The sequence below is a fragment of the Methylobacterium sp. B1 genome (assembly GCF_000333255.1).
GTDB classification, from domain to species: domain Bacteria; phylum Pseudomonadota; class Alphaproteobacteria; order Rhizobiales; family Beijerinckiaceae; genus Methylobacterium; species Methylobacterium fujisawaense.
The window spans coordinates 1-11,855 of record NZ_BACT01000692.1; the positions used below are offsets into that span (position 1 = coordinate 1).

The following is an 11,855-nucleotide window of genomic DNA, read 5'->3' on the forward strand; positions in this document are numbered from 1 at the left end:
AGCCCGCCGGCGCCACGGCCGGCACCGCCACGTAGTTGGCCGGGGTCACGCTCGGATTGTTGGCCGCGCCGTTGGCATAGTAGTTCTTGGCCACGCCCAGGTTGTTGCCTGTGAAACCGTAGGCACCGGCCAGCAGATTGACCACGCTGCCCAGGGGTCCGCTCGCGCCCTGCTCGACCCCGCGCTGGTAGATCGGGCCGAGCTGGGCACCCAGGCCGCCGACGAGCTGTTGCGGAACGATGCCGTTGATCGGCGTCTGGGCCGGCAGGCCGCCCGCGAGATTTGCAGCCACGCCGTATGTCCCGAGCCCGGCCGAGGACAGGTCGTTGCGCGCCGAGCCCAGCAGGTTCTTGTCGCTGATCGCGAACTGCTGCTGGGCGAGCCCCGCGGCGGTGTTGATCGCGATCGACTGCGCCAGGTTGAGCTGCAGCGTCTGCTGACCGGTCGCCGTCGTGTTGAGCGTCAGGTACGGCGCCAGCAGATTGAGGACGTTGACGTCCGAAGCGGTCGTGTTGGCCGTCTGTGCCTGCGCGCCCGGTCCGAAGGCAGCGACCGCCAACGCCACGATCGAGACGCCATATCGAAATGTCATGCCAACCCCCAAAGCGCGCGGCGATGCGGATGAGGGCAAGCGGCTGCTGGATGACCTGTCCGACAAGTACGAGAAGCAGCGCGCCCTGGCCGGGAAGATCATCGATCTGACGAAGCAGAATTCCGGCGTCAGGACCTGGGCCGAGATCAACACGACGGGTCGGCCGGCGACGGCGGCGCTCCGTTCGGAACTCGACACCTTGGCCAAGGGCCGCTCGGGCGAGACATCGGGTGACGAACTTGGCCAGTCTGCGGCCGGCTTCCAGATCCGCATGGAGCGGGCCTGGGGGACAGCTTCAATCGGCGAACGGGTGCGACGACCCTCGAAGTGCTGGAGCACCGGGTGAACGCGGCCAAGCAGGTGCGGGATGAGGTCGCGCACGCCATGGACGACCTCCTGCGCGCGAGCGCCGCGCAGGGCATCTCGACCGAGGGGGTGCGCCAGAAATACGCCGCCTGGTCGGCCTCGTTCCAGAAGGCGCTGGCGACCATCGAGACGGGGGCCGCCGTCAAGGCCGCCGACCTCGCCTCCGGCGAATACGCGACGCTGAGCCTCGCGGCGAACCGGGCCTTCGACGCGCTGGCCGAATTCCAGAACCGCCGCATGATCGACGCCGTCGGCAGGGCCAAGGCCGATGCGAGCGAGGGCCAGACGATCCTGCTCGCCACCGTTGCGGCGGCGCTCCTCCTCGGCCTCGGCATCGCCACCTGGCTCGCCTTCTCGATCTCCCGTGGCCTCGGCCGCGCCGTGACCCTCGCCGACGCGGTGGCGATGGGCGACCTGAGCCAGACCGCGAAGGTCACCTCCAACGACGAGCTCGGCGACCTGGTGGGGGCCATGGGCCGCATGACCGAGAACCTGAACGCGACGGCCGCGCTCGCCAACGCCATCGCCCAGGGGGACCTCAGGGTTGAGGCCCGGCCGCTCTCCGACAAGGACACGATGGGCATCGCCCTGCAGACCATGCTGACGAAGCTGCGCGCCGTCGTGGCCGAGGCGAGCGCGGCGGCGAGCAACGTGTCGGCGGGGTCCCAGGAGCTGTCGGCCTCGGCCGAGCAGCTGTCGCAGGGCTCGACCGAGCAGGCGGCCTCGACCGAGGAGGCCTCGGCCTCGATGGAGGAGATGGCCGCCAACGTGAAGCAGAACGCCGAGAACGCCAGCCAGACCGAGACGATCGCCCGGCAATCGGCCCAGGACGCGGAGGCCAGCGGGGTCGCCGTCGGCCGCGCCGTCGAGGCCATGCAGACCATCGCGCAGAAGATCACCATCGTGCAGGAGATCGCCCGCCAGACCGACCTGCTGGCCCTCAACGCCGCCGTCGAGGCGGCCCGGGCCGGCGAGCATGGCCGCGGCTTCGCGGTGGTGGCCAGCGAGGTGCGCAAGCTCGCCGAGCGCAGCCAGGCGGCCGCGGCCGAGATCGGCACGCTGTCGTCCGACACCGTCAAGGCCGCCCAGCAGGCCGGCGACATGCTCGGCAAGCTCGTGCCCGACATCAAGAAGACCGCCAGCCTGGTGGAGGAGATCACCGCCGCCTGCCGCGAGCAGGATGTCGGCTCGGGCCAGATCAATCAGGCGATCCAGCAGCTCGACAAGGTGACCCAGCAGAACGCCAGCGCCTCCGAGCAGGTCTCGGCCACCTCCGAGGAACTGGCCACCCAGGCCGAGAAGCTGCAGGCGACGATCGCCTACTTCCGCATCACCGAGGCGGGCCGCACCGGTCGGCCCTCTGGGCGGTGTCGATCAGGCGGTGACGCGGCTGCGCGCGACGGCAACGCGGATGGGCGCGCCCTCGGCGGCGATCCGCTCGCGGAGCCCGAAGCGGGCGGGGGGGCGCAACCCGGCCGCGGCCGGGGGCTTCGCCCTCGACATGGGCGAGGGCGACGCGCAGGACGCCGCCTTCACCCGCGTCGCCTGACATCTCGCCCGACAGGTCGCCCGACCTGTCGGGCGAGGCCCGGATCCGCGCGGCGCTCGTCCCCGCGCGGATCCTGCCGTCGGCGCGCGTCGCAGTCCATCCGGAGACTCTGCATGTCCAGTGTGTGGCAGTACCTGACCCTCGGTCTCGGCGCCGAGACCTTCGGGATCGACGTCGAGCACGTCCACGAGATCCTGGACTACCGGGTCCCGGCGGCCCTGCCGCAGGCGCCGGCCTTCCTGCTCGGCATGATCGACGTGCGCGGGCAGAGCTACCCGGTGGTGGACCTGCGCACCAAGCTCGGACTGCCGCCCGTGGCGCGCACGCCGGCGACGCGGATCATCCTGCTCAACGTGCCGATGCCGGGCCGGGCGCTCCGGGTCGGGTTCGTGGCCGACCGGGTGATCGAGGTGACGGAACTCGACGGGACCGAGATGGAGGCGGCCCCCGAGGTCGGCGGCCGCTGGAACGCGCGCTACATCGCCGGGATCGGCCGCCGGGGCGAGGCGTTCGTGGTGGTGTTCGACCTCGTCGCGCTCATGGACGGCGACGGGCCCGCGCTCGCCGCGTCGCCCCAGGCCGCCTGAGCGGACCCGGGACCATGGAGACCGATCCGGGTCACCTGAGCGACCGGCATTTCCGCTCGGTCGCCGACCTCGTCCAGCACCATGCCGGCATCCAGCTGCCGCCGGCCAAGCGCACCATGGTCGAGGGCCGGCTGCGCAAGCGCATGCGCGCCCTCGATCTTCCGACCCTCGAGGCCTATGGCCACCACCTGTTCGAGGCGGGCCATCTCGCGGACGAGTTCCCGCACCTCGTCGACTGCGTGACGACGAACAAGACCGACTTCTTCCGCGAGCCGGCGCATTTCGATCTGCTGCGCACGACGATCGTCCCGCGGCTGGCGGCGCGGGGCGACCGGCCGCTGCTCAAGGTCTGGAGCGCGGCGGCTTCGACCGGGGCGGAGGCCTATACGCTGGCGATGGTCCTGCAGGACATGGCCGCCGACCGGTTCCGCTATGCCATCCTCGGGACCGACATCTCCTCGGAGGTGCTCGACCGCGCCCGGACGGCGATCTACCCGGAGGAGATGCTGGAGGCGGTGCCGCCGGACCTGCGGCGGCGCTACGTGATGGTCGCGCGCGATCCGGCCCGGCGCGAGGGGCGGATCGTGCCCGAGCTGCGCGCCCGGGTGCGGTTCCAGCGGCTCAACCTGATGGACGAAAGCTACCCGATCGACCGGGACGTCGATCTCGTCTTCTGCCGCAACGTGCTGATCTACTTCGACAAGCCGACCCAGAAGGCCGTGGTCGCACGCCTAGCCGGGCACCTGCGCCCCGGCGGATACCTGATCGTCGGCCATTCCGAATCGATGGCGGGCGTCGGCGTGGCGGGCCTCGACCAGATGTCCTCGACCGTCTTCAGCAAGCTGAGGGATTCCGGCCGGTGAGTGCATCGAGACCGATCCGCGTCCTCATCGTCGACGACTCGGCCTCCGTCCGCCAGACCCTGTGCGGCATCCTGGAGACGGCGCCCGACATCGCGGTCCTGGGTACCGCGGCCGATCCGTTCATCGCCGCCCGCCGGATCCAGGAGGAGATCCCGGACGTCATCATCCTCGATCTCGAGATGCCGCGCATGGACGGCCTGACCTTCCTGCGCAAGATCATGGCGCAGAAGCCGCTCCCGGTGATCGTCTGCTCGACCCTGACCGAGGCGGGTTCCCGGATCCTGTTCGAGGTGCTGGAGGCGGGCGCCGTCGACGTACTGCCGAAGCCGCGGGTCGACACCCGCCAGTTCCTGCTCGAATCCACGGTGCGGGTCTGCGACGCGGTGCGCGCGGCCGCCCGGGCCAAGCTGCGCGGCAGCCGGCCGCCGCGACAGCTCGTCGAAGCGAAGCTCTCGGCCGATGTCGTCCTGCCGCCGCCCGTGCCCGGACGCGTCGTGGTCGAGACCGACCGGATCGTCTGCATCGGCGCGTCGACGGGCGGGACGGAAGCCCTGCGCGACGTGCTCGAGGTGCTGCCCGCCGAGTCCCCCGGCCTCGTCATCGTGCAGCACATGCCGGAGCACTTCACGGCGGCCTTCGCCAAGCGCCTGAACGGGCTCTGCGCGATCACCGTCAAGGAGGCGGAGGACGGCGATCCGGTGCTGCGGGGCCGGGCCCTGATCGCCCCGGGCGGGCGGCACCTCATGGTCGAGCGCCGGGGCGGCAGCTACGCGGTGTCGGTGAAGGACGGTCCGCTTGTCGCGCGCCATCGCCCGTCCGTCGATGTGCTGTTCCGGTCGGCCGCCCGGGCGGCGGCCGCGAACGCGCTGGGCATCCTGATGACCGGCATGGGCGACGACGGCGCCAACGGCCTGCTGGAGATGCGCCGGGCCGGGGCGCAGACCGTGGCGCAGGACGAGGCGAGTTGCGTGGTGTTCGGGATGCCCAAGGAGGCGATCGACCGCGGCGCGGCCGCCAAGATCCTGCCGCTCGAGCAGATGCCCGGGGAGATCCGGCGGTTCGGCCTGACCGTGGCGGGGCCGCGCTGAGGCCGGTGTGACCGCCGGCCTCGGGCTCAGGACTGGTCGCGACGCTCGGACTTCGCCTCGGATCTCGCCCGGCGCGCCCGCGTGCGGCTGTATTGCGGAGGCGATCCGCGCAGCGCCCCGGCGGGAGCCGTCTTCACGGCGCGGGCCGGAGGCGGCCCCATATCCCCGCCGCGGCGCGCACCCGCTTTCGCGCGCTTCGTACTCCGCCCGCTCGACGTTGCGATGCTGCCTGCGCGGATGCCGGCCTCCTGTGTCCGGGCATCCAGCAGGTCCTGAACACCGGGCGGATGATCGGGCACGGGAAACAGGCTGGCCAGCCCGTCGGCGACGCCTCTGAGCACGGCATCCGCCTGCTCTTGATCTTCCCTGCCCTGTACGACGATGAAACTCATCTGCGCACCCGGATCGTTGGTTCAGATCCTAAACTCGACGGGATGCGAAGGGTTGCTCAGGCCGTTGTGAAGTCGTCCGGTGATGTCGGACATCGGCGCTTCATGAACGCGATGTAATCAACTTGCGGTCGTGTCGCGAAGAGTGCCGAATCATTGGGCAGGCCCGTGGCAGGGCTTCGCGACCTCTCGCGGCGACCACTCGCGGCGGCCGCTTCGGCGCCGGCAGGGTCGGGGCCGGCCCGGCGCAGGACGGGGCGAGGCTGTGCCCGTGCGCCACGTCCCCAGGGCGCCGCGTGCCGGCACCTCCGTGACCACGCGGCGCGGAAAGCCCGGCCGGCTCACGCGGCGTAGCGGTCGAGCGCCAGATCGTCGCTCGCGATCTCCGGGGCCCGGCCGGACACGAGGTCGGCGAGCAGGCGGCCCGAGCCGCAGGCCATCGTCCAGCCGAGGGTGCCGTGGCCGGTGTTGGTGAACAGGTTCGCGATCCGCGTGCCCCCGACGATCGGCGTGCCGTCCGGCGTCATCGGCCGCAGGCCGGTCCAGAACGCGGCCCGGGAGAGGTCGCCGCCCGCGGGGAACAGGTCCTGCACCGAGCGCGCGAGGGTCTCGCGGCGCGGCAGGCGCAGGGCACTGCTGAAACCGGCGAGTTCGGCGGTGCCGCCGACGCGGATGCGGTCGCCGAGCCGGGTGATCGCCACCTTGTAGGTCTCGTCCATCACCGTCGAGACCGGGGCGGCGGCCGCATCGGCGATGGGCAGGGTCAGGGAATAGCCCTTCACCGGGTAGACCGGCAGGGCGATCCCGAGGGGGCGCAGCAGGGCCGGCGTGTAGCTGCCGAGCGCCGCCACGTAGGCCTCCGCCCGCAGGAGCTCACCATCGGCGGTCTCCACCGCCGTTACCCGGTCGCCGGCATGGTGCAGGCGCGCGATCGCCGTCCCGTAGCGGAAGGTGACGCCGAGTCCCTCGCAGATCGCGGCGAGGCGCTGCGTGAACAGGTGCGCGTCGCCGGTCTCGTCGCCCGGCAGCCGCAGGCCGCCGACGAACACGTCCGGCACCGCCGCGAGCGCGGGCTCCGCGGCGATGCAGCCCGCCGGATCCAGAACCGTGTAGGGCACGCCGTAGGCGTCGAGGACGCGGGTATCGTCGCCGACATGGTCGAGCTGCTTCTGCGTCCGGAAGAGCTGCAGCGTGCCCTTCTCCCGGTGGTCGTAGGCGATGCCCGTCTCGGTGCGCAGGTCGCGCAGCACGTCGCGGCTGTACTCGGCGAGCCGGACCATGCGGCCCTTGTTCCGCCGGTAGGCCTCCTCGGTGCAGTTGGCGAGCATCCGCGTGAGCCAGCCGTAGAGGCGGGGCTCCAGGCGCGGCCAGAGCACCAGGGGGCGGTGCCGCATCATCAGCCACTTGAGCGCCTTCACGGGGATCCCGGGGGCCGCCCAGGGCGCCGCGTAGCCCGGCGAGACCTGGCCGGCATTGGCGAAGCTGGTCTCCAGGCCGGCGCCGGGCTGGCGCTCCAGCACGGTGACCTGATGGCCGGCCCGGGCGAGGTAATAGGCCGAGGTGACGCCGACGACGCCGCCGCCGAGGATGAGGACGTTCATGGCGGGCCTCAGGCTCCGAGATAGACGCGGTGGAAGCGGTGGCCGAGGTTGGTCAGGACCTCGTAGCCGATCGTGCCGGCCGCCGCGGCGACGGCGTCGACGTCGCGCTCCGGCCCGATGATGTCGACGAGCGCCCCCGGCCCGATCGTGCCGGGGGCCAGGTCGGTGACGTCCAGGACGAGGCTGTCCATCGAGACCCGCCCGACCACGGGCAGGCGCGTGCCGCCGAACCAGGCCGCCCCACCGGCGGTGCTGCGGAAGAACCCGTCCGCGTAGCCGATCGCCACGGTGGCGAGGCGGCTGTCCCGGCCGACGGTCGCCGCGTGCCCGTAGCCGACGGGGGTTCCGGCCGGGACGCTGCGCGTCTGCATCACCCGCGCCCGCAGACCGATCACCGGCCGCATCGGATTCGGGGCGTCCGCCTGCGGGGCGATCCCGTAGAGGGCGGCGCCGGGGCGCACCAGGTCGAACCGGAAGTCCGGCCCGAGGAAGATCCCGGACGAGGCCGCGAGGCTCGCGGGCACGGCCGGCAGGCGCCGCCGGACGACCTCGAAGACGGCGCGTTGCGCCGCGTTGACGGGGCTGTCCGGCTCGCCCGCACAGGCGAGGTGGCTCATCACCAGCCGCAGGTCGAGGCCCGCGAGCGCGTCCGGCGCGTCGAGGAGCGCGCAGGCCTCTTCGGCCGCGAAGCCGAACCGGGCCATGCCGGAATCGATCTGGAGGATCGCGGGCAGGCGCCGGTCCAGGCGCCGGGCGAGACCCTGCCAGCCGTTGCGCTGCGACCGGTCGTTGAGGACGGGGACGAGGTCGTGGGCCGCGCAGGCCGCCTCGCTGCCCGGGGAGGCGCCGTTGAGCACGGCGATCACGGGGCCGGGGCCGAGGATCGCCCGGAGGGCGACGCCCTCGCCGACCTGCGCCACGAAGAAGTGCCGACAGCCGGCGGCGGCCAGGACCGGCGCCACCCGGTCGGCGCCGAGCCCGTAGGCGTCCGCCTTGACCACCGCCGCGCAGACGGCCGGCCCGGCCTGCAACGCGAGGGCACGGTAATTGTCGGCGATGGCCCCGAGGTCGATCGTCAGGAGCGCGGCTGCCGTGCCTGCGGGACCGGCATCGGGCCGGTGATCGCGATCGATCCTGCTCATGGCGACCCCCGGGGCGGCTCCCTGATGCGCTGCCGCCAAGCTATACGGAGGATCGTCGAACAGGCGTGCGATGTGTCGAAGCGTCTTGCGACGATTGGCGGCTCGTGCAATTTCCTACGGCGATTTCGAAGATCCTTCGTGACCCGCCGTGGACGAGATCGACCGCCGCATCATCCAGGCCCTGCGCGTCGACGGCCGGATCAGCAATGCCGACCTCGCCGCCGCAATCGGCCTGTCCGCCTCCGCCTGCCACCGCCGCGTGCGCCTGCTGGAGGAATCCGGGATCATCCGGGGCTACACCGCGCTGATCGGCGGCGGCGCCGACGCGCCGGGCCTCGTGGTGCTCACGCAGTTCACCCTGGACCGCCAGACCGAGGATTACCTCAACCGCTTCGAGGCGGCCGTCCGGCGCTGTCCCGAGGTGCAGGATTGCTATCTGATGACCGGGACGGCCGATTACCTGGTCAAGCTCAAGGTGGTCGACGCGGCCGATTACGAGCGGCTGCACAAGGATGTCCTGTCGCGTCTCCCCGGCGTGGCCCGGCTGCAATCGAGCTTCGCCATCCGGACCGTCGTGGCGGCGGGCCGGCCCCTCTGATGGCCGCCGCGGATCAGGATGCGAGAGGAGCCCCGGCATGACGTCGAGTCCCGGTTCTGACGCGGTAGTCCCCTGCGACCTGCGCCTGCGCGATGTCACGCTCGCCGAAGGCCGCCGGGCGACCATCGACATCCGGGACGGCCGCGTGGCCGTCCTGCACGATCCCGGCGCGCCGCTGCCCCCTGCCGCTCGCACGATCGACCTCGGCGGCGCCCTGGTGCTGCCGGGCTTGGCGGACGGGCACGTCCACCTCGACAAGTGCCTGCTCGGCCTCGCTTGGCGCCCCCACCGGGCGCAGGGATCCGTCCGCGCCATCATCGCGGACGAGAAGGCCTTCCGCCGGACCACGCGGGTGCCGCTCGCCGCGCAGGGCGCCGAGGCCCTCCTCGAACGCATGCTCCGCGGCGGCACGACGAGCCTGCGGACCCATGTCGACATCGACGACGTCACGCGGCTCGACCACCTCGCCCAGATCCTCGACCTGCGGGCGCGCTGGTCCGACCGGATGCAGATCCAGATCGTCGCCTTCCCGCAGAGCGGGATCCTGGGATGCCCGCCGGTCGCGGATGACCTGGACGAGGCCCTGCGGATGGGTGCCGATCTCGTCGGCGGCCTCGATCCCGTCGGCATCGACGGCGATCGCGACGGTCACCTGGACATCGTCTTCGCCCTGGCCGAGCGTCACGGAAGGGGCATCGACATCCACCTTCACGACGGCGGCGAAGCCGGCCTCGACACGATCGCGGCGATCGCGGCCCGCACGGCGGCGGCCGGCCTCGGCGGGCGGGTCACGATCAGCCACGCCTTCCCCCTCGCGGAAGCCGACGATCTCCACTCGGCCGGATCGCGGAAGGCCTGAACCGGGCCGGCGTCGCGATCCTCAGCAGCGTGCCGGGCGGGCGCCGGTGCCCGCCGATTCCGCGGCTGCGGGACCTCGGCGTCCCGGTCTGCTTCGGCACCGACAATGTCCGCGACTGCTGGAATCCCGCCACGGTCACCGGCATGGTCGACCGCGCCCAGCTCGCCGCCTACCGGTTCGATCTCCGCACCGACGGAGAGCTCGCCGCGCTGCTCGACCCCGTCACAACCGTCCCGGCGCAGGTTCTGGGGCTGGGCCCGGGCGTGGTGGCGCCGGGGGCCCGGGCCGACCTGATCGCCTTCCGCGCCGGCGGCGTGCCCCAGGTGATCGTCGAGCGCCAGGCGCCCGTGCTCGTCGTGGCGCGGGGGACCGTCGCGATCGACCGGCACGGTGCGGCCGCCGGAGGCCCGCCGCCGTGAACGACCGCGCCCTGCGCTATCTCCTCGCCGTCGTGCGCGCGGGCTCGGTCCGGGCCGCCGCCGAGGGCCTGAACGTCGCCGCCTCGGCCGTCAGTCGGCAGATCATCGAGCTGGAAGCGCAGGTCGGCGAGACCCTGCTCGAACGCCTGCCCCGGGGCGTAGTCCCCACCGAGGCCGGCCGTCTGGTCGCCGAGCACGCGCAGCGACAGGCCGACGAGGCGGCGCTCCTCGAGGACCAGCTCAAGCGCCTGCGCGGGGTGCAGCGGGGGACGATCAGCCTGCGCTGCGGCGCCGGCTTCCTGATCGACCTCCTCGACAACGCCCTCGCGGGCTTCGCGCAGGACCATCCGGGCATCGCCTATCAGGTCGAGATCGGCACCACCGACGGCATCCTCGCGGCGATCGCGCGGGGTGAGGCGGATATCGGCCTCGTCTACAATCCGCCCGCGCATCCGGATGTCCGCGGCGTCGTCTCCGCCCGGCAGCCCCTGCTCGCCGTCCTGCCGAAGGGGCACCCCCTCGCCAATGGGTCGGCGCCGGTTCCCCTGCGCAGCTTCGCCACCGAGCCGGCCGCCCTGCTGCCGCCCGACCACGGGGTGCGCCAGCTCCTCGGCCGCGTCGAGGCGGATGGCGGGTTCCGGCTGGTGCCGCGGCTGGAGACGGCGTCCTTCGAGCTGCACCGCCGCTTCGTCATGGCGGCCATGGGGGTGGCCTTCCTGCCCCGCTTCGTGGTCGCGGCCGAATTGCGCGCCGACCTCCTGGACGCGGTGCCGTTGCGCGACGCCATCCTGTCCGAGGCGAGCGCCCACTTGGTCATCCGGGCCGGGCGACGGCTGCCCGAGGGGGCGGCCCGGCTGCTGGGCTGGCTGGCCGACCACATGGTGGCGTTCCGGCCGCCGCCGGCCTGACCGGGACCGTGCTGAATTCCGCACGCATCGTGCAGAAATCGGTTGTTGTCGCAACGCTCGATTACCGGAACGATAGTGCCGCATCGTGAGGACGGATCGGCATGACCATCGCAACGGTAGGGGTCGTCGGGCTCGGCAATATGGGTCTGGGCATGGCCACGACCCTGGCCCGCAAGGGCTTCACGGTCCTGGGCTACGACCTCAGCCCGGCCCGGCGCCCGGCTGCGGAGGCCGCCGGCGTGGCGACACGCAACACCCTCAACGAGGTCCTGCAAGCGGCCGACGCCCTGGTCTTCTCGCTGCCGCTGGCGCGGGACGTGGAGGCGGTGGTCACCGCGGAGGGCGGCCTCCTGTCCCGGACCGACCGGAAGGTTGTGGTGGTGGACACCTCGACCTCGGATCCCGGCACCACCCGGCGCCTGGCCGAGCGCCTCGCCGCGGCCGGCCACGCGCTCCTCGACGCGCCGGTGAGCGGCGGCCCGTCCGGCGCCGCCGAGGGCACCCTGACCATGATGGTCGGCGGGGCGGAGGCGGATTACGCCCTGGCCCGGCCGGTCCTGGAGGCCATGTCGGCCCGCGCGCCGCATGTCGGGCCGTCGGGCGCCGGCAACATCGTCAAGCTCGTCAACAACCTGCTGGTGGCCGCCCATCTCGTGACCACCGGCGAGGCCCTGCGCCTGTCGGAGGCCGCGGGCCTCTCGGCCGACGAGGCGGTCAAGGTCGTCAACACCGCCACCGGCCGCAGCGCGATCAGCGAGGTCATAGTCCCGCGCTGGGTCCAGTCCGGCACCTTCGACAGCGGCTTCTCGGCCGGCCTGATGCGCAAGGACGTGCGCCTCGCCCTGGAGCTCGCCGCCGAATGCGGGATCGACCTGCCGCTCTCCGCCGAGGTGA

9 protein-coding genes and 4 pseudogenes are annotated in these 11,855 nt (G+C 72.5%); 10 read left to right on the forward strand and 3 right to left on the reverse strand.

What is annotated here, in order from left to right:
• Window positions 1-592: pseudogene (locus tag I53_RS32680) on the reverse strand (autotransporter domain-containing protein); the annotation flags it as partial.
• On the opposite strand from I53_RS32680, the gene I53_RS32685 reads away from it, so the two are divergent.
• From I53_RS32685 to I53_RS34135, 6 genes and pseudogenes are all read left to right on the forward strand, one after another.
• A complete protein-coding gene (locus I53_RS32685; RefSeq protein ID WP_043354096.1) occupies window positions 591-938 on the forward strand; it encodes a hypothetical protein in 348 nt (115 codons plus the stop codon). The pseudogene I53_RS32680 and the gene I53_RS32685 overlap by 2 nt on opposite strands.
• Before the next feature lie 353 nt (window positions 939-1,291).
• Window positions 1,292-2,507: pseudogene (locus I53_RS32690) on the forward strand (methyl-accepting chemotaxis protein); the annotation flags it as partial.
• 140 nt (window positions 2,508-2,647) lie between these two features.
• Window positions 2,648-3,094: pseudogene (locus I53_RS31590) on the forward strand (chemotaxis protein CheW); the annotation flags it as partial.
• Between the two features lie 14 nt (window positions 3,095-3,108).
• Window positions 3,109-3,957 (forward strand): protein-glutamate O-methyltransferase CheR, encoded by an 849-nt coding sequence (locus tag I53_RS20455; RefSeq protein ID WP_043354100.1) that lies wholly within the window; start codon window positions 3,109-3,111, stop codon window positions 3,955-3,957.
• Window positions 3,954-5,045, forward strand: coding sequence for a chemotaxis response regulator protein-glutamate methylesterase (locus I53_RS20460; RefSeq protein ID WP_043354103.1), 1,092 nt, complete (start codon window positions 3,954-3,956; stop codon window positions 5,043-5,045). The genes I53_RS20455 and I53_RS20460 overlap by 4 nt, the downstream gene beginning before the upstream one ends.
• Window positions 5,046-5,332: 287 nt before the next feature.
• Window positions 5,333-5,554: a hypothetical protein gene (locus tag I53_RS34135; protein WP_043354105.1), complete on the forward strand. Its 222-nt coding sequence runs from the start codon at window positions 5,333-5,335 to the stop codon at window positions 5,552-5,554.
• A 221-nt stretch (window positions 5,555-5,775) separates the two neighbouring features.
• Here the strand turns inward: I53_RS34135 and I53_RS20470 are convergent, their stop codons facing one another.
• Window positions 5,776-7,035 (reverse strand): D-amino acid dehydrogenase, encoded by a 1,260-nt coding sequence (locus I53_RS20470; RefSeq protein WP_043354107.1) that lies wholly within the window; start codon window positions 7,033-7,035, stop codon window positions 5,776-5,778.
• An 8-nt stretch (window positions 7,036-7,043) separates the two neighbouring features.
• On the reverse strand, window positions 7,044-8,177 hold the full coding sequence (gene alr / locus I53_RS20475) for an alanine racemase (RefSeq protein WP_043354110.1): 1,134 nt from the start codon (window positions 8,175-8,177) through the stop codon (window positions 7,044-7,046).
• Window positions 8,178-8,325: 148 nt separating this feature from the next.
• Here alr and I53_RS20480 point away from each other — a divergent pair, with 148 nt between their 5' ends.
• The 4 genes and pseudogenes from I53_RS20480 to I53_RS20495 all read left to right on the forward strand — a co-directional run.
• A complete protein-coding gene (locus tag I53_RS20480) occupies window positions 8,326-8,775 on the forward strand; it encodes an Lrp/AsnC family transcriptional regulator (protein ID WP_043354111.1) in 450 nt (149 codons plus the stop codon).
• Between the two features lie 37 nt (window positions 8,776-8,812).
• Window positions 8,813-10,053: pseudogene (locus I53_RS20485) on the forward strand (amidohydrolase family protein).
• Window positions 10,050-10,961, forward strand: a complete 912-nt coding sequence (locus tag I53_RS20490; protein WP_043354113.1) for a LysR family transcriptional regulator — start codon at window positions 10,050-10,052, stop codon at window positions 10,959-10,961. The pseudogene I53_RS20485 and the gene I53_RS20490 overlap by 4 nt, the downstream one beginning before the upstream one ends.
• 101 nt (window positions 10,962-11,062) lie before the next feature.
• Window positions 11,063-11,855, forward strand: a 793-nt coding sequence (locus tag I53_RS20495; protein ID WP_043354115.1) for an NAD(P)-dependent oxidoreductase, incomplete at its 3' end; no start/stop codon positions are given.

Excerpts from the sequence above, each read along its gene's own strand:
- I53_RS32685 (WP_043354096.1), top strand. The coding sequence starts at position 591 with ATGCCAACCCCCAAAGCGCGCGGCGATGCGGATGAGGGCAAGCGGCTG.
- I53_RS20455 (WP_043354100.1), top strand. The coding sequence starts at position 3,109 with ATGGAGACCGATCCGGGTCACCTGAGCGACCGGCATTTCCGCTCGGTC.
- I53_RS34135 (WP_043354105.1), top strand. The coding sequence starts at position 5,333 with ATGATCGGGCACGGGAAACAGGCTGGCCAGCCCGTCGGCGACGCCTCT.
- I53_RS20470 (WP_043354107.1), bottom strand. The coding sequence starts at position 7,035 with ATGAACGTCCTCATCCTCGGCGGCGGCGTCGTCGGCGTCACCTCGGCC.
- alr (WP_043354110.1), bottom strand. The coding sequence starts at position 8,177 with ATGAGCAGGATCGATCGCGATCACCGGCCCGATGCCGGTCCCGCAGGC.